The sequence below is a fragment of the Nocardia camponoti genome (assembly GCF_014646135.1).
Taxonomy (GTDB): Bacteria; Actinomycetota; Actinomycetes; order Mycobacteriales; family Mycobacteriaceae; genus Nocardia; species Nocardia camponoti.
The window spans coordinates 619,054-640,115 of record NZ_BMMW01000001.1; the positions used below are offsets into that span (position 1 = coordinate 619,054).

General features: G+C 66.4%; 21 protein-coding genes. 9 read left to right on the top strand and 12 right to left on the bottom strand.

Translation table 11 applies throughout. The features are described 5' to 3' along the window. Nucleotides 1-98: 98 nt before the first annotated feature. Genes lnt through IEX78_RS02820 form a run of 4 tightly spaced genes read right to left on the bottom strand, consistent with a single transcriptional unit; the run spans nucleotide 99 to nucleotide 4,268 of the window. Nucleotides 99-1,916, bottom strand: a complete 1,818-nt coding sequence (gene lnt, locus IEX78_RS02805) for an apolipoprotein N-acyltransferase (RefSeq protein ID WP_229683673.1) — start codon at nucleotides 1,914-1,916, stop codon at nucleotides 99-101. 27 nt (nucleotides 1,917-1,943) lie between these two features. Next, nucleotides 1,944-3,524, bottom strand: coding sequence for an amidohydrolase (locus IEX78_RS02810; RefSeq protein ID WP_188827107.1), 1,581 nt, complete (start codon nucleotides 3,522-3,524; stop codon nucleotides 1,944-1,946). Between the two features lie 30 nt (nucleotides 3,525-3,554). Then, nucleotides 3,555-3,752: a hypothetical protein gene (locus tag IEX78_RS02815; protein ID WP_188827108.1), complete on the bottom strand. Its 198-nt coding sequence runs from the start codon at nucleotides 3,750-3,752 to the stop codon at nucleotides 3,555-3,557. A 21-nt stretch (nucleotides 3,753-3,773) separates the two neighbouring features. Continuing rightward, nucleotides 3,774-4,268: an FxsA family protein gene (locus tag IEX78_RS02820; RefSeq protein WP_188827109.1), complete on the bottom strand. Its 495-nt coding sequence runs from the start codon at nucleotides 4,266-4,268 to the stop codon at nucleotides 3,774-3,776. Nucleotides 4,269-4,365: 97 nt separating this feature from the next. On the opposite strand from IEX78_RS02820, the gene IEX78_RS02825 reads away from it, so the two are divergent. Genes IEX78_RS02825 through IEX78_RS02840 form a run of 4 tightly spaced genes read left to right on the top strand, consistent with a single transcriptional unit; the run spans nucleotide 4,366 to nucleotide 8,943 of the window. After that, nucleotides 4,366-5,133, top strand: coding sequence for a TSUP family transporter (locus IEX78_RS02825; RefSeq protein ID WP_188827110.1), 768 nt, complete (start codon nucleotides 4,366-4,368; stop codon nucleotides 5,131-5,133). Between the two features lie 29 nt (nucleotides 5,134-5,162). Further along, entirely contained in the window at nucleotides 5,163-6,686 is a 1,524-nt protein-coding gene (locus IEX78_RS02830; RefSeq protein ID WP_229683674.1) for a TldD/PmbA family protein, read from the top strand. Beyond that, nucleotides 6,683-8,068 (top strand): metallopeptidase TldD-related protein, encoded by a 1,386-nt coding sequence (locus IEX78_RS02835; protein WP_188827112.1) that lies wholly within the window; start codon nucleotides 6,683-6,685, stop codon nucleotides 8,066-8,068. Before IEX78_RS02830 ends, IEX78_RS02835 begins: the two co-directional genes overlap by 4 nt. Before the next feature lie 41 nt (nucleotides 8,069-8,109). Beyond that, entirely contained in the window at nucleotides 8,110-8,943 is an 834-nt protein-coding gene (locus tag IEX78_RS02840) for an HAD family hydrolase (protein ID WP_188827113.1), read from the top strand. A gap of 19 nt (nucleotides 8,944-8,962) precedes the next feature. Here IEX78_RS02840 and IEX78_RS02845 read toward each other — a convergent pair whose 3' ends face one another. From IEX78_RS02845 to IEX78_RS02855, 3 genes are read right to left on the bottom strand one after another with little or no spacing between them, the layout of a single operon-like run. After that, the gene (locus IEX78_RS02845) at nucleotides 8,963-10,252 is read right to left on the bottom strand and encodes an acetyl-CoA C-acyltransferase (protein ID WP_188827114.1); all 1,290 of its coding nucleotides are present in this window, start codon (nucleotides 10,250-10,252) and stop codon (nucleotides 8,963-8,965) included. A 27-nt stretch (nucleotides 10,253-10,279) separates the two neighbouring features. Continuing rightward, on the bottom strand, nucleotides 10,280-11,053 hold the full coding sequence (locus IEX78_RS02850; protein ID WP_188827115.1) for an SDR family oxidoreductase: 774 nt from the start codon (nucleotides 11,051-11,053) through the stop codon (nucleotides 10,280-10,282). 29 nt (nucleotides 11,054-11,082) lie between these two features. Further along, a complete protein-coding gene (locus IEX78_RS02855) occupies nucleotides 11,083-11,580 on the bottom strand; it encodes a nuclear transport factor 2 family protein (protein ID WP_188827116.1) in 498 nt (165 codons plus the stop codon). A gap of 116 nt (nucleotides 11,581-11,696) precedes the next feature. Between IEX78_RS02855 and IEX78_RS02860 the strand changes: the two genes are divergently transcribed. Beyond that, nucleotides 11,697-12,578, top strand: coding sequence for a LysR family transcriptional regulator (locus IEX78_RS02860; RefSeq protein WP_188827117.1), 882 nt, complete (start codon nucleotides 11,697-11,699; stop codon nucleotides 12,576-12,578). Continuing rightward, nucleotides 12,565-13,272: a SanA/YdcF family protein gene (locus tag IEX78_RS02865; RefSeq protein ID WP_229683675.1), complete on the top strand. Its 708-nt coding sequence runs from the start codon at nucleotides 12,565-12,567 to the stop codon at nucleotides 13,270-13,272. The genes IEX78_RS02860 and IEX78_RS02865 overlap by 14 nt, the downstream gene beginning before the upstream one ends. Before the next feature lie 21 nt (nucleotides 13,273-13,293). Here the strand turns inward: IEX78_RS02865 and IEX78_RS02870 are convergent, their stop codons facing one another. Beyond that, nucleotides 13,294-13,677 carry a PPOX class F420-dependent oxidoreductase gene (locus IEX78_RS02870; protein ID WP_188827118.1) on the bottom strand — a complete coding sequence of 128 codons (384 nt, stop codon included), beginning with the start codon at nucleotides 13,675-13,677 and terminating at the stop codon, nucleotides 13,294-13,296. Nucleotides 13,678-13,871: 194 nt separating this feature from the next. Here IEX78_RS02870 and IEX78_RS02875 point away from each other — a divergent pair, with 194 nt between their 5' ends. Then, a complete protein-coding gene (locus IEX78_RS02875; RefSeq protein ID WP_188827119.1) occupies nucleotides 13,872-14,681 on the top strand; it encodes a 2-phosphosulfolactate phosphatase in 810 nt (269 codons plus the stop codon). Here the strand turns inward: IEX78_RS02875 and IEX78_RS02880 are convergent. Both IEX78_RS02880 and IEX78_RS02885 read right to left on the bottom strand, forming a co-directional pair. Further along, nucleotides 14,675-15,199, bottom strand: a complete 525-nt coding sequence (locus IEX78_RS02880) for a DUF8020 domain-containing protein (protein ID WP_188827120.1) — start codon at nucleotides 15,197-15,199, stop codon at nucleotides 14,675-14,677. The two genes, IEX78_RS02875 and IEX78_RS02880, sit on opposite strands and share 7 nt — an antisense overlap. Before the next feature lie 130 nt (nucleotides 15,200-15,329). After that, nucleotides 15,330-16,136, bottom strand: coding sequence for a mycofactocin-coupled SDR family oxidoreductase (locus tag IEX78_RS02885; RefSeq protein WP_188827121.1), 807 nt, complete (start codon nucleotides 16,134-16,136; stop codon nucleotides 15,330-15,332). A gap of 151 nt (nucleotides 16,137-16,287) precedes the next feature. Here IEX78_RS02885 and IEX78_RS02890 point away from each other — a divergent pair, with 151 nt between their 5' ends. Beyond that, nucleotides 16,288-17,025 (top strand): IclR family transcriptional regulator, encoded by a 738-nt coding sequence (locus IEX78_RS02890; protein WP_188827122.1) that lies wholly within the window; start codon nucleotides 16,288-16,290, stop codon nucleotides 17,023-17,025. A 34-nt stretch (nucleotides 17,026-17,059) separates the two neighbouring features. On the opposite strand, the gene IEX78_RS02895 is transcribed toward IEX78_RS02890, so the two are convergent. Beyond that, a complete protein-coding gene (locus IEX78_RS02895) occupies nucleotides 17,060-19,477 on the bottom strand; it encodes an MFS transporter (RefSeq protein ID WP_188828205.1) in 2,418 nt (805 codons plus the stop codon). A 270-nt stretch (nucleotides 19,478-19,747) separates the two neighbouring features. Here IEX78_RS02895 and IEX78_RS02900 point away from each other — a divergent pair, with 270 nt between their 5' ends. After that, a complete protein-coding gene (locus tag IEX78_RS02900) occupies nucleotides 19,748-20,221 on the top strand; it encodes a hypothetical protein (RefSeq protein WP_188827123.1) in 474 nt (157 codons plus the stop codon). On the opposite strand, the gene IEX78_RS02905 is transcribed toward IEX78_RS02900, so the two are convergent. After that, nucleotides 20,218-21,048 (bottom strand): acyl-CoA thioesterase domain-containing protein, encoded by an 831-nt coding sequence (locus tag IEX78_RS02905; RefSeq protein WP_188827124.1) that lies wholly within the window; start codon nucleotides 21,046-21,048, stop codon nucleotides 20,218-20,220. The genes IEX78_RS02900 and IEX78_RS02905 overlap by 4 nt on opposite strands. Nucleotides 21,049-21,062: the final 14 nt, after the last annotated feature.

The following is a 21,062-nucleotide window of genomic DNA, read 5'->3' on the forward strand; positions in this document are numbered from 1 at the left end:
GATATCCACGCCCCTTGATTCGGAGTGATACGACGGCTGGATTGCCGTTGGGATGGAATTATTCCTAAAGAACTTTCCCCCGGAGTAAAACAAACCTCTTATTCAGAAACGCGGCCCGACAACGCATTTGGCGACTGTTTGCGAGCTAGGGCGTAGCGGCGGTATCCCACTAATCCCAGCCCGAGCGCGGTCAGGATAACGGACGCGATCTCGGGTCCAGCGCCCATTCGCGTCGCGACGGTCGTCGTGTCGCGCAACGGTAGCTGAGCGACCAGCGCGGCGGGCACAACCTGTTGCGATTGCTGCGCTACCTCGCCATTCGCGGTGATGATCGCACTGACGCCGGTGGTTGCCGCGACAACGAGCGCACGGCCATGTTCGACGGCACGCACCCGCGACATCGCCAACTGCTGGTAGGTCATCTCGCTTTCGCCAAAGGTCGCGTTATTGGTCGGGACCGTCAGCAATTGCGCGCCAGCGGCAAGCGAATCACGGAATGCCCGATCAAACGCCACCTCATAACACGTGGCGACGCCGATGCGGACGCCCGCCGCGGTGACCGTGCCATCGCCATCGCCGGGAACGAAATACCCCGCGCGGTCGGCGTAAGAAGAGAACAAACGGAAGAAACCACGCATCGGCAGGTATTCGCCGAAGGGTTGAATGATTTTCTTGTTGTGCCGGTCGCCGGGTCCGTGCGTGCCGTCCCACACGATCACCGAATTGGTGGTCGTGCGGTCACCATTCACCAGGACAGCGCCGACGAGGATCGGCGCGCCGATGCGAACCGAGGCTTGCGTGATCTCGGCGCGGGCATCAGCGTTGCGCAGTGGATCTATATCGGAGGAGTTTTCCGGCCAGATCACCACGTCTGGCTTGGCCACCTGACCGCGCTTGACGGCGTCGGCGAGCTCCTCGGTGCGCCGAACATGGTTGTCCAGCACCGCGCGACGCTGGGCGTTGAAATCAAGCCCCAGTCGCGGCACGCTGCCCTGGATCGCGGCGACCGTGATCGACCGGTAGCCGTTTTCCGAGGTGGGCAACGTCGTCCGGAGGATCGCTCCGGCGATGGGCATGATAGCCACAGTTACCAGTGCTAAGGCAAGTCCGGTTCGGATATGTGTGAAGTCGCGAGTGCGCGTCCACGTGCGTAATTGGGACACCAGCGCGACCAGGCCGGCGCCCGTCAGGGCGACGGCGAACCCGATCAGCGGTGCGCCGCCGTAGGCAGCGAGCGACAAATACCAGCCGTCGGCTTGGCCGAAAGCGATTCTGCCCCAAGGGAATCCACCGAAGGGGAAGGTGGAGCGCGCCCATTCGGTCGCCGTCCATGCGAGCGCGACCCACACCGGCCAGCCAGGCAGGGTGCTCAGGAGGCGAGTGAGGACACCCCAGAGTCCGAAAAAGACCGCACACGCGGTGGACAACGCTAGCCACGGCGTCGGCCCGACGTAGATACCGGTCCACGGCAGCAGCGGAAGAAAGAACGCAAGGCCGCCGAGCATGCCGTAGCCGAAACTCGCACGCGTTTTCGCCGTTCCGCGCACAGCGACGATGAGCAGCGCGACGGCGATCGGCGCGAGGAACCAGAAGGGGCGAGGGGGGAAGCTGGCGAACAGCAGGAGCCCGCCGACGACCGCGCAGAACGTGCGCACCGCCCAACCGGGGAGCGCGAACGCACCGTCGGTCGCGTCAATAGCGCCGGACCGGTCGGCGCGCGCAGCACCTTCGGATCCGCGCTTTGTCGGCGCACTACCGTCGGTAGATTCGGCTGTCCTGCCCGCAGTTGTGGCGTTCTCGCTCGGAGCGTGGTCGGCGGTGACGCGCGCGTCCGCGTCGGCATTGGGCCCACGCTTCGGCAGGGTGTCAGCGTCGGTGGGGTCTGCGGGAGCGTTGTCCGGCGCGGGGTCAATCATGGTGTCCTGCTCTGTGATTCGAAGCGATTACGCGCGGCAGATCGTGACGCCGTCGCGCACGGTGCGCAGTGCGGTCGGGAGTTTCGCGCCAGGGTCAAGCACGGGCAGGCCGGGCACGCGCGAACGCGGGTCGGTCGACCACCGCTGCACGGTGTCGGCGGCGGCAGCGACGACGAGGTCGCCCGCGTCCCACACCGTGTACGAGGCGGGAGCACCGGGGACGAGGGTGCCCGCGAGGCCGTCACGCACGCCGCCCGCACGCCACGCCCCGCGCGTCGCCGCGGCGAACGCGGCACGCGGTGACAACCCGTGCCCCGACGTGCGGTGGTGAACGGCGGCCTGGATCGCGGCCCACGGGTCAAGCGAGGTAACCGGTGCGTCCGAGCCGATCGCCAGCGAAACGCCAGCGGCGGCCATCGCGGCGAACGGGTTCAACGTCGCGGCCCGTTCGGTGCCGAGTCGCGCGGCGTACATCCCGTCGCCGCCACCCCATTCGGCGTCGAAACCGGGCTGGACCGAGGCGATTACCCCGAGGCGCGCGAAGGTGTCGATCGCGTTTTGATCGACCATTTCGGCGTGCTCGACGCGGTGTCCGAGTGACGCGACGGCAGGTCCGCCGAGTTCGTCGGCGACGCGCGTGAACGCGGCGACGACCCGGTCGATGGCAGCGTCGCCGATCGCGTGGAAGCCCGCCTGAATCCCAGCTTGGGTGCAGGCGCGCAGGTGGTCGGTGATGGCGTCGACGTCGAGGTAGCTGGTGCCGGTGGTCGCGGCGTCGACGTAGGGGTCGCGCAGCAGCGCGGTGTGTGAGCCGAGCGAACCGTCGACAAACAGGTCGCCGCCGAGGGCGTCAACGCCGAGTTCCGCGATCAGCGCGCGGGCTTCGTCGGCGGTGCGAACCGCCTGACCCCAGTACGTGCGCACCGCGACGCCGTGGTCGAACGCGAGCAATTCCGCGAGATCGGCGCGGCCAGAAATGTCGGGGCCCGCGTTCTCATGAACGGCGACAATGCCTTTCGACGCCGCGTGATCGAGAGCGGCGGTGCGCGCGGTTGCCCGCTGAGCGGGGGTGAGGGAATCCAGGGCGACGCGACGGACGCGGTGGTGTGCGTCGGCGGTGACCGGACCGGACGTTCCCGCGACGCCCGCAGCAGCAAGCAGCGCACTCGACGCCACCGCCGAGTGGGCGTCCACGCGCGCGAGGTAAACAAGTCGACCTGGGCCAGCCGCTTCGTCGAGTTCAGCAACCGTCGGCGGCCGGTGTTCGGGCCACCGCGTGTTGTCCCAGCCTTCGCCGATAATCACCCCGTCGGGGTGCGTGCTCGCGTAGGCCCGCAGCGCGGCGAGCGCGTCGGCGAGTGAGGCGCTGTCGGTGAGGTCGAGCCCGGTCAACCGCAGCCCAAGCGCGGTGACATGCACGTGCGGGTCGACGAATGCCGGTGCGACGAACGCACCGTCGAGGTCGATGATCTCCGCGTCTGGGTGCATGGCCCGACCAGGCGCTTCAGCACCAAGAAAGACCACGGTGCCGTCGGTGACGGCCATCGCGGTCGCGTCTGGGGAGCTGGAACTGTAGAAACGGCCACCGATCAGCAACTGGGTACTCACGATGGCCCAGTCTGCCGTATCGGCAACCGATCAGGTCGGCAGGGACAGCGCGGCGCGCACCTCGCTGTCGACCACACCGCGATGCCCGCCGATTTCGGCGGCGATGAGTTCGAGTCGCCACGCGGCGACGGTGAATTCCGACAGGGTTTGGCCGGCGGCGGTACTTGCCCTGCGTACCGCGTCAGCCAATTCAGCGCTCACCGTGACGGTGATCTGCTCGGTGACCATCGGGCCACCGTACCCCTTTTCTCAGGCAGGGCCGATCGCGCGTCGACCAGGGGTGTGCCCGTCGTCATACCACTGACCGACAACCGCGCCGTCGACAACGTCGCCACTGTCGGCGTCGACGACCATCCCCCGATACGGCGACGGCGCGAACGACGGCAGCGGACCGAAGCGTCGCGTCGCGATTTTCTCCAAAAGCGGCCGCATCAGCGCACGAGTGGGCGGGAACAACGCGAGCAACCCGAGCACGCCAGTGACCAGACCAGGGACGAAAAGCAGGACCGATCCAGTGGCGACAATCACGCCGTCAGCGAGCGCGCTTTCGGCGGTGACTTCCCCGCGCGACGCGCGCCGGAACCGGTCGAACACGCGCCGACCCTGCCGCCCAAGCAGCACAAGTCCCACGCCGGAAATGGCGACGAGGATGAGCAGCGCCCACCCGATGCCGGTGAGTTGGGCGAGCCCGATGAGCGCGAGGAGTTCAACGACGAGGTAGGTGACAAACAGGGCGGCGGGCATGGCGGGGTCCTTTCCGAACGATCCACTTGCGCAACGAACGGGCGGCCGAATTTTCTCCCGACTGGCACTTTTGTCGTGATCTTGGTTGCCTGACGGGGTGGAATTGGGCGATTGGGCGGTGCTATTGGTCGCCGCGGGTGCGGCAGGGTGGGTCGACGCGGTGGTCGGCGGTGGCGGGCTCATCATCTTGCCGACACTGTTTCTCGTCGCGCCCGGCATCGCGCCGCAGACGGCGTTGGGCACCAACAAGTTGGCCGCCCTAGCTGGCACCGCGACGGCCGCGGCCACCTTCGCCCGCAAGCTGAAGATGCGGTGGAAGGTGCTGGTTCCGGGCGCGGTGATCGCCGCGATCACCTCCGGGTTCGGTGCGGCGGCGGTGTCGTTGATCGACCGGGCGCTGTTCATTCCGCTGATCATGGTGGTGCTTGTCGCGGTGGCGCTGTTCGTCACGCTGCGCCCGTCCATTGGGATGACGGCGGCAAAGCATCCGCCGACGCGACGGAAAACGATCCTTGTCGTCGCGCTGGCATCCGGCCTGATCGGGCTCTACGACGGACTCCTCGGCCCCGGCACTGGCACGTTTTTGATCATCAGCTTCGCCACCCTGCTTGGCACCGAATTCGTACGGGCGGCGGGCATGGCGAAGGTGATCAACTGCGGATCGAACCTGGGCGCGCTCGTGTATTTGGGCGCGACCGGCCACATCCTGTGGGCGCTCGGGTTGACGATGGCGGTCGCCAATATTGGTGGTGCCCTTGTTGGTTCGCGGATGGCGCTGGCCAAGGGCGCGGGGTTCGTGCGAATTGTGTTGCTGGTGGTGGTTATTGGGATGGTGATTCGATTGGGATTCCAACAGTTCGGTTGATGTCGGTGCCAGCGGCTAGCGTGGTCACGGTGAGCACATCCCGGGTTGTCGACGAACAATTCCGCGCGCTGCCGTTGCGCGCGTTGTCCGATGCCGCCCTGGCGGCGGCCCAAGCGGCAGGGGCCGAGCACGCCGACCTACGGGTGCACCGGCTGGTCACCCAGTCCATTCGCCTGCGCGACGGGCGCGTTGAAGCCGTCACCGACAGCGTTGAGCTGGGCCTGGCGGTGCGTGTCGTCGTCGATGGCACGTGGGGGTTCGCCTCGCATGCCGAACTCACCCCCGCGACTGCCGCTGAGGTAGCGCGGCGGGCGGTTGAGGTCGCGCGGGCGTTGCGGTCGTTGAATCGCGAGCGCGTTGAGTTGGCACCCGAGCCCGTCTACGCCGACCTGTCGTGGGTGTCTGAGTACGACGTCGACCCGTTCACGGTCGCGACCAGCGACAAAGTGGCGCTGCTGCAAGACTATTCGGATCGCCTGGCTGCGGCCGACGGCGTCGACCACGTCAGCGCGTCGGTGTTGCAGGTCAAAGAGCAAACCTTTTACGCCGACACCGCGGGGTCGCGCATCACGCAACAGCGGGTGCGTCTGCATCCACAACTGGAAGCGACCACCGTCGACGCGTCGGCTGGCGAGTTCGAAACCATGCGCACCCTCGCCGCGCCCGCCGGCCGGGGCTGGGAGTACGTCACCGGCGCCGACGGGGTGTGGGACTGGTCGGATGAACTCGCCCGGATCCCAGAGTGGTTGGCGGAGAAGGTTAAAGCGCCCACCGTCGTCGCTGGCCCAACCGATCTCGTGATCGACCCGACGAACCTGTGGCTCACCATTCACGAGTCCATCGGCCACGCCACCGAGTACGACCGGGCCATCGGTTATGAATCCGCTTACGCGGGAACGTCTTTCGCAACCCCCGACCAGTTGGGCACGTTGCGGTACGGCACGCCGATCATGCACGTCACCGGCGACCGCACCCAACGCAACGGCCTCGCCAGCGTCGGTTACGACGACGAAGGCGTCGCCGGTCAGCGGTGGGACCTCATCCGCGACGGCGTGCTCGTCGGCTACCAACTTGACCGCGTTTTCGCGCCGCGCCTGGGCCTTGAGCGGTCCAACGGTTGCTCGTATGCCGACTCGCCGCATCACGTGCCGATCCAGCGGATGGCGAATGTGTCGCTGCAACCCGACCCCGACCGCGACACCAGCACGGCCGAACTCATCAGTCGCGTGGAGAACGGGCTCTACATCGTCGGGGACAAGTCGTGGTCGATTGACATGCAGCGCTACAACTTTCAGTTCACCGGGCAACGCTTCTTCCAGATTCGCAACGGGGAGCTGGTCGGGCAGGTGCGCGATGTGGCATATCAGGCAACGACCACCGATTTCTGGGGGTCGATGGAAGCCGTTGGCGGACAAAGTACTTGGCAGCTCGGCGGCGCGTTCAACTGTGGTAAAGCCCAGCCGGGGCAGGTCGCTGCGGTCAGCCACGGGAGCCCGTCGGTGCTTGTGCGCGGCGTCAATGTTCTCAACACCCGATCGGAGGCCGGGCAGTGAGCGTTTTCCCAGCAGGCGCGGTCGTTGAACGCGCGTTGGCGGCGTCACGCGCCGACGAGGCCATCGTTATCGTCACCGACGCGCATGATGCGTCGTTGCGGTGGGCGGGCAATTCCATGACAACCAACGGGTCGTCGGTGTCACGGTCGTGGTCGGTGGTGTCGATTTTCCGCGACGCCACCGGTGCGGCGCGGGTCGGCAGTATCAGTTCCACCAGTGTCGACCCCGCCGATATTGAGAGCGTCGTCCGGGCGAGTGAGGAAGCCGCGCGCACCGCGACGCCCGCGCGCGACGCGATAGATTTGCCGTTGCCCGACTCGCCTTCCGCGCCGGACTGGGATGCCGCGCCGATCAGCACCGGGATCGAGGTGTTCGCCGACTTCGCGCGCGACCTCTCGGTGGGATTCGACGGGTCCGACCAGCTTTACGGTTTCGCCGAGCATCAGGCGCACACCACCTGGCTTGGCACGTCGACCGGGGTTCGTCGCCGGTTCGGGCAGCCGACGGGGTCGGTGGAAATCAACGGAAAGCGCGGTGCGGGAAGCGATCTCGCGAGCGCGTGGGTTGGCGTTGGCACCGCCGACTTCACCGACGTCGACGCGCCGGGCCTGCTCGCGGAGCTATCGCGTCGGCTTGATTGGTCGAAGCGGCGCGTCGACCTGCCTGCTGGGCGGTACGAAACGTTGCTGCCGCCGTCGGCGGTGGCGGATCTGATGATTTACCTTGCCTGGTCGATGGAGGGGCGTGGCGCGCACGAGGGTCACAACGCGCTGTCGCGTGCTGGCGGAACGCGGGTGGGTGAGCGTCTCACCGAGCTGCCGCTCACGCTGTATTCCGACCCGACCGCCGCCGGACTCGCCTACCAGCCGTTCGTCGGCACCGCGTCGTCGTCGGAGTCGCTTTCGGTCTTCGACAACGGGCTGTCGGCCTCGCGCGTTGACTGGATCTCGTCCGGGGTCATCAACTCGCTGGTCTACCCGCGCGCGACCGCCGCCGAATTCGGCACTGCCGCAACGGTTCCCGGCGACAACCTCCTGCTAGAAGGCGGTTCCGGCGCGTCACTGGACGAGATGATCGCCAGCACCGAACGCGGTTTGCTACTCACGTGCCTGTGGTACATCCGCGAGGTGGATTCGGCAACGCTGCTTCTGACCGGCCTGACCCGCGACGGGGTTTACCTGGTCGAGGACGGCCAGGTGACGGGCGCGGTCAACAACTTCCGCTTCAACGAAAGCCCCCTCGACCTAGTGCGCCGCGCATCGGAAGTTGGCGCGACAGAAATCACCCTGCCACGCGAATGGAAGGATTGGTTCACCCGAACGGCCATGCCCCCAATCCGCATCCCGGACTTCCACATGTCGTCGGTGAGCAAGGCGACGTAAGCGGCCGGTTTGTCGGCGGCTGGCTGTGACAGCATGGGCCGGTGACCAGGATTCGGATGTTCGCCACTGATCTCGACGGCACCCTGTTGCGGTCCGACGGCACCATTTCGCCGCGCACCGCTGCCGCGATGGCGGCGGCGCGGGAAGCTGGGGTTGAGGTCGTGTGGGCGACGGCCCGTGCTCGGCATTCGGTGCGTGCGCTTGCGGCGACCTGCGGGTTTCGGGGGAAAGCGGTGTGCGCGAACGGTGCTGTCATCGTCGACCTCGCCACCGGGGAACCCGAGATTGTCGAGACAGTCACCATCGACGCCGACCACGCGCGCACGGCAATGGCTCATCTGCGCGAGCTTGTGCCTGGGGTAGCGTTCGCCAATGTTGGGGCAACCGAGTTCGTCGCCGAAGCCGAGTATGTGGCGATGTGCGACTTCACCGACCATCACCGGCACCCGCACGACATGACCGTGTCGACGGTGCTGCCCGTCGCCAATCACCCCCTTGTGAAAATCGTCGCCCGGCACGCCGATGTGCCGAGCGCCGACCTGTTCACGCTGGTGTCGGGGGCCGGAATCGCGGGCGTTGAGGTCACCCACTCCGGCGCGCCCTACGTGGAGATGGCGGCGGCGGGGGTCTCGAAAGCTAGTGCGCTGGAACGGGTTTGCCAGCGACTCGGCATTGATGCGACGGAGGTCGCCGCGGCGGGCGACGCGTTCAACGACGTCGCGATGCTTACCTGGGCGGGCACGGCGGTTGTCCCGGCCAACGCTCGCCCGGAGGTGCGCGCGCTCGCCGCCCTCGTCATCCCCGCCAATGACGAGGACGGCGTCGCACAGTATTTGGAGCAACTCATCGCGGAGCAGGCCGCGTCACGGACGTAAGCGCGGCGGCCCTACGCGCTCACACGCGCTCAAGCACCGCCGATGCGCCGATGCCGCCTGCCGCGCAAATGCCAAGCAGCGCAGTCTCTTTGCCGGTGCGCGCCAACTCGTTGGCCATGGTCGTGACCATGCGCGCGCCCGTCGCACCGAACGGGTGGCCCAACGAAATCGAGCCGCCATGCACGTTCAACCGGTCGATATCCACGCTGCCAACCGCATCGGTTCGGTCGAGGCGTTCCTTCGCCCAGGTCGGGCTTTCCAACATGCGCAGCACCGAAAGGGTTTGGGCGGCAAAGGCTTCGTGAATGTCGACCAGGTCGATGTCGGCCAGCGACATGCCCGCCTTGTCGAGTGCGCGCGGCATCGAGATCGCCGGGCCAAGCAGCACCTGGTCGGCGGGGTCGACGCTCACGAAACTCCACGAACGGAACGCGGCGAGCGGCGTGAAACCGAGCGCGCGCGCCTTCTCCTCGCTCATCAGCAACACCGCCGACGCGCCGTCAGTGAGCGGGCTGGCGTTGCCTGCCGTGACGGTGCCGTCAGCGGCGAAGACCGGCTTCAACGTCGCGAGTTTCTCAACGCTCGTCGTCGCACGGACCAGCCCGTCGGTGGTGATCTCACGACCGTCAGCCGTGCGGACCGGCACCACCTCGTCATCGAAGCGACCCGACGCGATCGCCGCGGCCGCGCGATGATGCGATCGAGCGGCGAAGACGTCCTGGTCTTCGCGCGAAATACCGTTGATCCGCGCCATCTTCTCAGCCGACTCCCCCATCACCTCACCGGTGGTGCGCTCGGCGATCTTCGGCTGACGCGGCAGCACATCGGTGAACGGGGCAAGCTGACGGATGACACCCAAATAATCACGGGCAGAAGGTTTTCCGAGTGCGACGGGCGCGAGCGCGTGCACCACACTTTGCGGGAGCTTGATCTCGGCATTGCTTGTCGAGTCGCTACCGCCGGCGATCATGATGTCGTATTCGCCGCGCTCAATCGCCGCCGCCGCCGAGGTCACGGCCTGCAACCCCGACGCGCACGCCCGCGTGACCGTGTACCCCTCGCACCCGAAATCGAGGCCCACATCGAGGGCGACTTCCCGCGCGATATTCGGCGCGTGACTGGGCAACACAACCCCACCCCAGACGATCGATTCGATCGCCTTCGGGTCGATATCGGTGCGCGCGAGCAGCCCACGAACGGCGCTACCAGCGAGCGCGATGCTGTCGAGCTGCGTGAAATCAGTGAACGCGCGAACGAACGGCGTGCGGACGCCAGCGACGATGACGGCGCGATTACGAGAATTAGCCATACCCGACTGTATCCGGTACTTGGCGTATCAGGTACTGGAAGTCGGAAGTAATCGTGTCGCCAACCAATCGCGATAGCGCGTCGCGCCGACACGCTCCGCCGCAGGCGACGTCAACACATCACCCGCCGCTAAGGCGAACGGCCCCGCACTGTCATCGATGCGAATCGGCCGGGTGTCGCGGCGCGCGATCGAGGTAATGCGGCCAATTTCGTCGAGGCCGAGCACCTCAGGTCCGACGACATCGATCGTGCCACCCAACGGCGATCCGGTCGCGATATCGGCGATGAACGACGCGGCATCGTCAGCAGCGATCGGCCGGAGTCGCGTTGACGGCAACCGCACCACATCGGAATCGCTTGTCCACGCAAGGATTTCGTCAACGTATTCGAAGAACTGCGTTGCGCGCACGATCGAGAACGGGACCGGTGCGGACTCGAACAGTTTCTCCTGCACCGTTTTCGCCTGGTAATAACCAAGATTCGGCACCTGGTCGACCCCCACGATCGACAACAACACCAGGTGGCCAACGCCCGCTTCCAACGCTGCGGCGTGCAGATTCGACGCCGTCGTCTGGAAGAAGTTCGCGGCGGAAAAGTCCGGCACGGGCGCCTGCGTTGCGTCGATCGCCACATCGACGCCGATCAGCGCTTCGGCGAGACCGACACCGGTCATCAGGTCGACGCCGGTAGCGCGGGCGTGTGGGCGGGCGTCGTGGCCCGCAGCCCGAAGCTCAGCGGTGATGTGTTGGCCGATGAGCCCGGTGCCGCCGAAAACGGCGATCCGAAGAGGTTGAGTGAGCATGATGCAGTCCTTACGGTCGGATTCCACGGTCAGCCGAAGATGGCGATGGGGTCGCCGGTGAGCCAGGTGTTGTCGATACGCATCCGGTGGATACGCCACGCCTCGCCGTCGCGGTGAAGTTCGACGGTGTAGGGGTTTTTCAGGAGCGCGTGCACGGCCGGATCGGCGATAAGCACATGCTGAGCTTCCACCAGTGCGGTCAGGTGGGCGACGTCGCCGTCAATGCTGATCCGCGGATTAGTCACCTGGTGTGTGGTGTCCACGCGGCCCGTGAACAGGGCAAGGATGGTCGTCACGATGGTGTCGCGGCCGCTCATCACGGGTGGGGTCGCACCCCAGCGGGCGGCAGCTGGCCGGAAGTCCACTTCGGCGTCAGCGGTGAACGCCGAGGCGAACAGCTCGCTGTCTTTGGTGTCTTGCCCGAGCGCGAACCGGTACAGCGCGTCGACGATCTCGGCGCGGTCGCGCAGTTCGGCTACCACCGCGTCGGTATCGGTCGCGGTCAATGCTTGGTAAGCGGTGCTCACGGAAACTCCTGTGGATCTCGGGTGGGGTGCTAAATCCACTGTGGCGCGCTGCGAATTCGCGAACAACGGTCGAATCCGCCACGATCGTTACGTCAGACTTAACGATGGGAGCGGGCGTGATCGACCGACTTGAAGTGGAAACCGTGCTGACGCTGGCCGAAGAACTCCACTTCGGCCGGACCGCTGAGCGCCTGCATGTTTCGACCGCGCGCGTCAGCCAGACCATTCGAGCGCTGGAACGCCGAGTCGGCACGCCGCTGTTCGAGCGCACAAGTAGGCGAGTCGCGCTCACACCGATCGGGACGCAGTTTGTCGAACGACTACGCCCGGCCTGGCACGACGTTCAGGCCGCAGTCCGTCACGCGGTCGACGCTGGCCGGGGACTAACCGGGACGCTGCGCGTTGGCTTCGTTGGGCCAGCCGCCGCGCAAGTGCTCATCCGCGCCACCGAACAGTTCCGGCACGCGGTGCCCGGCTGCGAAGTGCAGATCCGCGAAGCGCAGCTCGCCGAGGTGCCCGAACTGCTGAGCGCGGGCACGGTCGAGGTGTGCCTGTGCCCGTTCAGCGACGCACTCCCCGCCACCCTCGCGCGCGGGCCCGTGCTGGTCCGCGAGGCGTTCCTGCTCGCGGTTCCGACGACGCACCCTTGGGCCGACCTGCGCGAACTGTCGGTCAGCGACATCGGTGACACCCCCACTATCCAGCTCGCCGGAGCGGTCAACCCCGTCGCGAACCCGGCGGCGGGACCGGCGGCAGCGACCCTGCACGAAGCGCTGACGCTCGTCGGCGTCGGCCGGGGCGTGCTGCCGATCGGCGCGCACGCGCAGCGCTACCACGCCCGACCCGACATCACCTACGTGATCCTGCGCGACACCCCGATGCTGGAATGGGGACTGGTGTGGCCAACCGAACGCAGCAACGCCCGCATTCGTGCGTTCGCTGAGGCGACCGTCGGGTCGGGCGTGCCATCGCCATACTTGTCGCATGGGAATTCGTAGTCGGACGGCTCAAGCGTGGAGCCACGTGCGCGGTCATCTTCGGGTTCGAACTCTGCTGCGCATGGGTGCCGTCGCGGTGAGCGTTGCCGCGATCGTCGGACTGGGCGCTATCGTCTGGATCCGCTTCGCCGCGAGCGACCACGCCTACTCACTCGCGACCGTGCCAGCGTCGGAGGTCGCGATTGTGCCTGGGGCGCAGGTTTATACCAACGGGCAACCGTCGCCGTACTTGGCCGCGCGCCTCGACCTGGGCCGTCAACTGCTCGAAGCGGGCAAAGTCAAAGCGCTGCTCCTCACCGGCGACAACGGGCGCGCCACCTACGACGAGCCAACCGCGATGCGCGACTACCTCATTCGCAAAGGCGTCCCGGCGAACAAGATCGCACTCGACTACGCCGGATTCAGCACCTACGAATCGTGCGCGCGAGCAAACAAGATCTTCGGGGTGAAACACGCGATCGTCGTGACCCAGGACTTCAGCCTGCCACGCACCATCGCGCTCTGCCGAGACGCGGGAATCGACGCCACCGGCATCGCCGACGACACCCAACCGCACAACGGTGTTTACCAAAAGTGTTGGCTGCGAGACCAACTCGCCGCGACCAAGGCGGTGTACGAGATCGTCGTCGACCCGACACCCACGTTCCTGGGGCGTGAGGAGACGACAGTGCGCGACGCGATCAACGCGCACTAGCCGCGCAACAACGCGGCGCGATTAGTCGAGGGTGATCTCGATGCCCGTCGTTCCGTCCTTGCCACGACGGATCCGACTGGCCAGGATCAACAGTGGGCCAAGCAACCAATACTTGCGTTGCAATGCCTTGCGGACGGTTTCGGTTTCGGCGGAATCAAGGATGCGGGCCGTGCCGGGGACCGCCGTTGTTCCCTCGGTCAGCGCGCCGCGCGCGTTGCACGGTTGCAGTGTCACTGCCGGGTTGCGGCGGATGCGTTTCACCTTCCACGACTCAGCTTCGGTCCAGACGAAGAGTTTGCCGTCGCGGGCCACGGCCCACACCGGCGTGGCCACCGGCGTTCCGTCCTTGCGGAAAGTGGTGAGCTGCACGTAATTAGCGTCGGCCAGGGCGCCCAAGTCAGTCATGTGAGCAAGCGTAGTCGCGACACCTGGTCGGCCACATCGGGGAAATTCCCGATAGACAGGCGACTCATCGGCGCGATTCGGGTCAGTCCGCGCACAAGTCTTACGGCCTAGTCGACGACCTGGTTGACTCGAACGCTCGACACCATCAGCGAGACCACATCGCGATTATCGTTCCAATAGAACAGGATTCAGTAATGCCATCCGCACCGGAATGGGCCCAACAACGCGAGTACGGGCTCCGGGTCGACTGGGGACGAGCGGGTGCCAACGCCATCAGCCACGGCGTCGCCTGCCTTGTCGTGATCGACGTGCTGTCGTTCACCACCACCGTCGGCATCGCGACCTCACGCGGAACGACGGTGTACCCGTATCCGTGGCGCGACGCGTCCGCGCGCGACTTCGCCGCCGCCAACAACGCCCAGCTCGCGGTCGGGCGACGGGAAGTGACCGAAGACAATCCGTGGTCGCTTTCGCCCGCCGCAATCAAGAGCGCACCGGCCGTCGAACGGCTCGTGCTGCCGTCTCCGAACGGGTCGGCTATCGCGGCGAGCGTGCGCGGAACTCCGGTGGCAGCCAGTGCATTACGCAATGTGAGCGCCGTCGCCGACTGGCTTATCAAGCACCAGCTCGGCACTCGTGAAGCACCAATCGCGATCATCGCGGCGGGCGAGCACTGGCCCAACGGCGACGGATTACGACCCGCGATCGAAGACTGGCTGGGCGCGGGGTTGCTCGCCGCTGCCCTCGCGGATAGTGGGCGCACGGACCTGTCACCCGAGGCGCACGCTGCCGCCGCTACTGCCCGGGCGACGCCGAATATCACTGCCGCAGTGCGGGATTGTGCATCCGGACGTGAATTGCGTGCGGGCGGTTTCGCCGACGACGTCGCCCTCGCGATCGAGATCGACGCGGACCTCACGGTTCCGGTTTTGGTAGATGGGGCGTTCCGGGCAGCGGCCGGTGCGGGGCGCGCGATCACGCCCCGCCCCGTTACCTCCTACTGATTAGCGCCGATGATCCCGCCGATCACCGCGCCGATTACACAGCCCGGGATCGCGGAAACGAACAGGAAGATCAACCCGATCAACGCGCCGATCACGCAGCCGATCGCGATCCCGGCGACGATGTTGCCTGTCGAGTCAATCTGTTGCAGCGCAACAGGATTGAGTGCGGGCGTGCCGATCGGGGTGAGCGTCAACGTGGTCGCCGCCGCGTCGATACGAGGCACAACTTGGGCGACCGGACCCGCCACCGACGGCACCGTCGTGGGGATGAACCCAATACGAGTTCCGTTGGGCGACAACACCGCGACGCCGCTGTCGGGCGTGAGTTCGAACGTGCCTGCGACCAGTCGCACGGTCGCGGCCGACCCATCCGCGGCCACTCCCGCCTTGTACTCCACCCCCTGGTCGATGCCCGCGATGGTCGGTCCCGCGGCTGGCGCGCCGTAGGCCGTCGCGGCGGTGATTCCCGTGGCCGCGACGGTGAGCGCACCGACGGCGAGCAACTTGTTGAACCTCATGTGAGTTTTCCCTCCGAAGTGCCAGCCCCGACTAGCCCGAGACCAGCGTGACCTCACCATGATGCGCCATAGCTATGATCAATAACTAAGTTTTCACCGGATTCCTGGGAGACACAACAGCTTTCAGCGATTATCGATTAAGATTGCCCATGTCAATGGCGATTTGGGTGCCGGTAATCTTGCTGGCCTCGTCCGAACACAACCATGCGACCGTCGCCGCGATCTCCTCGGCCTCAATGATGTAGTCGGGCAACGAGTTCATGAAAATCGGGGCGAGCGTTGACCCGTATTTTTCGAACAGCGGACCCATTTCGGTGATCACCATGCCCGTCGCGACGCCCGCCGGATGCACCGTGTTCACCCGAATACGGTGTGCGCCAAGCTCATTCGCCATCGTCTTCGCCAAGCCCGTCACGCCGTGCTTCGACGCGACGTAATGCGCGGTGAACGGCGTGCCTTTAAGCCCGGCCACCGAACTCGTGAACACCATCGCCCCGCCGGTGCCCTGTTCGATCAGGTGCGGAATCGCGGCCTTGGCGGTGTTGAACACCCCGGTCAGGTTCACGTCGATGGTCTCGCGCCACTGTTCGGCGGTGATCTCCCACGACATCGCCGCCGAACACACTCCCGCGTTCGCGACAACCGCGTCGAGACGACCAAACACCGAGACTCCCGCTGCCAACGCGCCCGCGACGCCGTCGAAGTCGCGCACGTCCACCTGCGAAGCCACGATCCGGCCGCCCGCTTCTTCGACCAGTTTCACCGTTTCGGCAAGATCGTCGAGTGTCGCGCCCGGGTACGAGGTGCTCGCGAAGTCGACGCACGCGTCGATCGCGATCACGTCAGCGCCCTCACTCGCGAAACGCACCGCCTCGGCACGGCCCTGCCCGCGCGCCGCACCGGTGATGAACACGACCTTATTTTCGAACCGTCGCATGGTTGCCTCCTGATCTCACCGCCCATGGCATCACCGACGATCGCCCGCGCGCGGTGAACCTCCCGCTCACCGGGACAAACGTTTCCGCCCGCGCGCACCCACCACGGTGTTATCAATGGAACACGTGCCTGTTCGACAGCTGGGAGGGCAGATGGCGACGACGCCAAGCGCCGGACTTGAGCGCGCCGCGCTGCTCATCGACGCGTTCGATGGACCCGGCAGGCTCACGCTCGCCGACATCGTCCGCCGCACCGGGCTGCCCCGCTCGTCAGCGCATCGCATGCTCGACCAACTCGTGCAGTTGCGCTGGCTGCGCCGCGACGGCCGCGACTACGAACTCGGGCTGCGCCTCGTTGAGCTGGGTTCGCTTGCGGTGCACCAGGATCGGTTACATCGCGCCGCGCTGCCCTACCTGCGCGAACTGCATCGCGCCACCGGTTTCGTCGTGCACTTGGCCGTCCTCGACGGCGATGACGTGGTGTACCTCGACAAGGTCGGCGGTGAATGGAACACGGCGGTGCCGAGTCGCGTCGGCGGTCGACGTCCCGCGCACACCACCGCGCTCGGCAAAGCACTGCTCGCCGCGAACGACGCCCACCCGCGTGCCATCGCCGACGAACTCGCGAAGGTCCACGCACACGGTTACGCGGTGGAACGCGGGTTGGCGGGCATTGGTTGCGTCGCCGCGGCGATCGGCGACCCCGTCGCCCCGATCGCGGCCGTTTCGGTATGCGGGCCGGCCGACCGCATGCACCTCGACCACCGCCTAGCCGCACCGGTCCGCACCACGGCCCTCAACATTTGGCGGCACATGAACGCCGACCGCGTGCACCCGACGTTGCAGCAGTCGCGCCCACTGCCCGCCCGCGCCGAACCGACCTACGCCTAACCCCCGCAGCAGTCGCGGCCCTACCTGAACTCGCTCACCGCCGGTTAACCGAGTCCTCCGACTCATACGTCAACGTCACGTCATGGGTAACCTCACCGCGCGTGACCCGCACCTGGCTCGCCACCGGCGGATACCCCCGCGCCACGATCGTGTACTCCCCTTCGGGCAGGTCAGGCACCAAATAGCGGCCCGTTTCGTCCGTCCGCGCGGTCGCGGCAGGGTCGCCGCCCGCATCCAGCACGGTGATCTCCACATCGGGAACGAGCCGGTCGCCGTCGACGCGCGCCGAGCCAACCAGCATCGCCATCGGCTCAAGGTCAACGTCACGACGCAGGGAACCGGTATCAGGAACGGTCAAGGTGACCGCGGTCGGGCGCATGTGGTCGGCCACCGCGACGAGGGTGTACGTGCCGGTCACCACGTCGCGGCACACGTATCCACCGTCGTGGGCGGTGATCGACGCGCCAACTACGTCGCCCACCGAATCAGTGAGCGTGACCGTCGCGCCCGCGATCGGATCACCCCGCCGCGCTGACCGCACGATGCCGGTGAGTTCGCCCGCACCGACGAGCGTGAGGTCGACATGCAACGCCCGCTCCCCCATCGACACGCTCATCGCCTCCGGCTGATGCCCTGGCGCGGCGGCGATGAGCACGTAGTTGCCGGGGCGCGGCGCTTCGATCGAATACGCGCCGTCGGCGTCGCCGTTGCCGCGCGCGACCTGATGACCGAACCCGTCGATGAGCGTCAACGTCGCGGCGGGCACCGGCCGCGCGTCTTCGCGACGCAGCAATCCGGCGATCACGCGCGGACTGCCCGGGTGCAGTTGGTCGGCCATTTCGTGCGCGTCATGCAAGCTCACGTCACGCAGTACCGATGACGCGTCGTCGTCTTCGATTACCGACTTAACCGGCGAATCATCGCGCAGCGGAAGCTCTTTCATGAAAACGAGCACCAAACACGCGACGAGCGCGAGGTCGGCGGCAAGCAGGAAAACGCCGCCCATCGCGTCGGTGAAACCGGCGAGAATCGGGATGCGCACCGCGTCGGGCAATGTGGCGATCCCACTCGTATCCTGCTGCAGCGCCTCAAGGTGGCTCGCATCGAAACCGGGGGGAAGCGTGCCGCCGAAGGCGTCGGTGATCGAACCGGGCAGCAGATCGAACAGCACGGTCAGGAACACCGCGACGCCGAGCGTCCCGCCGAGCTGACGGAAGAATGTCGCCGACGCGGTCGACACCCCCATTTCCGTGCGCGGCACCGCGTTTTGGGCGGCGATCACGAGCGTTTGCATGCAGCCACCGAGGCCGAACCCCATGACCGCGCTATACAGTAGCGGCTGCCACAGCGGCCCTTCGTAACTGACGCGGGCGAACAGCGCGCAACCGATGGCGAGGATCATCGCGCCCAACACCGGCAACACCTTGTACCGGCCGGTCGCTTTGGTGATGAGCCCCGACAGCTGCGAACCGACCATGATGCCCGCGACAAGCGGGAGCATCAGCAACCCTGCCTTGGTCGGCGAAAAACCGCGCACCACCTGCAAATACTGCGGAACCATCGTGATCGCGCCAAACATCGCGACACCAACGACGAAACCGCCGAGGATCGAAATGCTGAACGTCGAATTGCGAAACAGGCGCAGCGGCAACAACGCCGACGCGCCCATCATCAGTTCGACAATCAAAAAGAGCGCGAGGCCACCGGCACTAATGCCGTAGCAGGCCAACGCTTTTGGTGCGGTCCAGCCCCAGAGCCGCCCCTGTTCCGCGACGATCAACAGCGGCACAACCGCCACGATGAGCGTGGCCGCGCCTAGCCAGTCGATCCGGCTAGCGCGCCTCGGCACCGACACGTTGAGCACCCGCGCGACCACCGCGAACGCGATCACCCCCACGGGCACGTTCACGAGAAATACCCACCGCCACCCGTCGACGCCAGCGAGTTGCTCGAAGCCGGAAAGGAATCCGCCGACGACGGGACCGAGGACGGTCGCGATGCCGAACACCATGAGGAAGTACCCCTGGTACCGCACCCGTTCGCGCGCGGGCACAAGATCACCAACGATGGTGAAGGCCAACGACATCAGGCCACCCGCACCCAATCCCTGGAACGCGCGGCACGCGGCGAGCTCATACATCGTCGACGCGAACGCGCACGCGGCAGAGCCAACAACGAAGAGGCCGATGGCCAGCAGGTAGAACGGTTTGCGGCCGTAAATGTCGGCGAGTTTGCCGTAGAGCGGGGTGGTGACCGTCGCGGTGATGAGATACGCCGTTGTCGCCCATGCTTGCTCGTCAAAACCATCGAGACTGTTGGCAATCCGCACAATCGCGACACTCACGATGTTTTGGTCTAGCGCCGCTAGAAACACCCCTAGCAACAGACCGGACAAAATGGTCATCGTGCGGCGATGGGTGAGGCGCGGTTCGACAGCGACAGTATCGGTCATGGAAATGCCCTGGTTCTGATCGGCTGGCAGATGGGTGACGATCATTCGACCCACGCAAGGGCCGACAACCCCGCCACGGGCGGGTTGAACTCTTGTTGCACTGGTCCGGCGAGCTTACCCACTCCGAATTCCGCACCGACAACGAGGGATCAAGTTACTGGCGATTCGCCCGAGATTCGTTGCCGCCGAACGACCGCGACCAGCACAAGCGACCGACGAATCGAGCGAGGGAGTTGCGAGCGGTCCGCGCGCGGCGCGATGATGGCGGCCATGTCAGATTCTGATGCCGCCGACGCCGACTCCGACGGCGGCCGGGCGGCACTCACCGCCGCCGTCGACGCGACAGTGGTCGGCGTGCGCCGCATGTATTACACGCACGGCGACACCGTCGACCGCACCGAAGGTCCCATCGAATTCACCTTCGCCGACGGGTCGACGTTGCTGCTCGACGCCGGGGTCGACGGTGCCGAACTGCGCATCGGCGCGCGACCGTGGCGCGACCCCTTCGAACCGCTCGTCGACCCGGTCAACATCGAATACGTCGCTGCCTCAGGCAAATACACGGCGTTCGACGTGACCAACGACCTGCCGTATCGACTGCTCCGAGGCGCGTGCGTCGACGCGGTGTCGGTGGTTCCGCTGCCCGACGGTCGCCCGCAAGCCGCGACGCTCTATCTCGGCGCGCATTCGGTGAAGGCCGAGTCGATCGCCGACGAGCTGATCGTGACGCTGACGGCGGGTTAACCCGTTGTCTTGGCGAAGTGTTCCGACATCGCGTCGATCACCGCGCCGCTGATCTGCGCGTGCGGGTTGGCCAGCGCGGTGGTGGTGCAGATGCCGAACGCGCCCTGAGCGTCATACAGCACGGCTGAGCCTGCCGCGATGCCGTCGTCGCTAAAGTGGTTGTCGGCTTCCAAACCCATCTCGGTGCCAATCGGCAAGCGCGAGAACGTGATTGACACGTCGGTGTTGATGAAGCCGATTCCTTCGGTGCCCCAGTTGGTGACCAGGCTCGTCTGTTCGCCGGTCATCGCCGCGAAGGAGAACGGCGTGCCCGGTTCGCCAGCGACGACGGGAATATTGCGCACCCACTTGCGTTTCCGCGTGGTGTTTTCGTGGTCAGACATCGTCGTCGACCAGCCTTGGCCGTCGCTGCCGAACAGGTGCGTGCCTTCCCCGACCAGCGCGAGCACATTCGGCGGTGGCAGCGGGCGGTCGTGGTTGGCCTGCCACAGCTCGCCGGGCGGCTGGGTCGAGCGCTTGAGCAGCAGCGCGCTCCCCCGCGCGATCACGGCACCGTCGGCGCGGAGTTCGACCTCCACCGCGCGCACCCGCTTGCCGTCGCGCACGACCGTGCTGTGGACGGTCATCGGGACAGCGGGCACCGCGCGGTGCAGGTCGACGGTGAAGCGCGCGGGCGCGAAGCCGTCGGTGAAGTAGCGCGTTTCGATCTCGCGCGCCATCAGCCCACACACCGGCGGCCCGGACAGCGTCGCGGGCGCCCACAGGCTCTGCGCGAACTGTGTTGGCTCGAAGGTGCCCGCTTCGGTGGTGAAGTACGCCGGGGTCATCGCGGCCGCCTTTC

Coding starts and splice junctions, on each gene's coding strand:
- lnt (WP_229683673.1), bottom strand. CDS start 1,916: ATGATTGACCCCGCGCCGGACAACGCTCCCGCAGACCCCACCGACGCT.
- IEX78_RS02815 (WP_188827108.1), bottom strand. CDS start 3,752: ATGGTCACCGAGCAGATCACCGTCACGGTGAGCGCTGAATTGGCTGAC.
- IEX78_RS02820 (WP_188827109.1), bottom strand. CDS start 4,268: ATGCCCGCCGCCCTGTTTGTCACCTACCTCGTCGTTGAACTCCTCGCG.
- IEX78_RS02845 (WP_188827114.1), bottom strand. CDS start 10,252: ATGGCTAATTCTCGTAATCGCGCCGTCATCGTCGCTGGCGTCCGCACG.
- IEX78_RS02850 (WP_188827115.1), bottom strand. CDS start 11,053: ATGCTCACTCAACCTCTTCGGATCGCCGTTTTCGGCGGCACCGGGCTC.
- IEX78_RS02865 (WP_229683675.1), top strand. CDS start 12,565: ATGGGAATTCGTAGTCGGACGGCTCAAGCGTGGAGCCACGTGCGCGGT.
- IEX78_RS02870 (WP_188827118.1), bottom strand. CDS start 13,677: ATGACTGACTTGGGCGCCCTGGCCGACGCTAATTACGTGCAGCTCACC.
- IEX78_RS02875 (WP_188827119.1), top strand. CDS start 13,872: ATGCCATCCGCACCGGAATGGGCCCAACAACGCGAGTACGGGCTCCGG.
- IEX78_RS02880 (WP_188827120.1), bottom strand. CDS start 15,199: ATGAGGTTCAACAAGTTGCTCGCCGTCGGTGCGCTCACCGTCGCGGCC.
- IEX78_RS02885 (WP_188827121.1), bottom strand. CDS start 16,136: ATGCGACGGTTCGAAAATAAGGTCGTGTTCATCACCGGTGCGGCGCGC.
- IEX78_RS02890 (WP_188827122.1), top strand. CDS start 16,288: ATGGCGACGACGCCAAGCGCCGGACTTGAGCGCGCCGCGCTGCTCATC.
- IEX78_RS02895 (WP_188828205.1), bottom strand. CDS start 19,477: ATGACCGATACTGTCGCTGTCGAACCGCGCCTCACCCATCGCCGCACG.
- IEX78_RS02900 (WP_188827123.1), top strand. CDS start 19,748: ATGTCAGATTCTGATGCCGCCGACGCCGACTCCGACGGCGGCCGGGCG.
- IEX78_RS02905 (WP_188827124.1), bottom strand. CDS start 21,048: ATGACCCCGGCGTACTTCACCACCGAAGCGGGCACCTTCGAGCCAACA.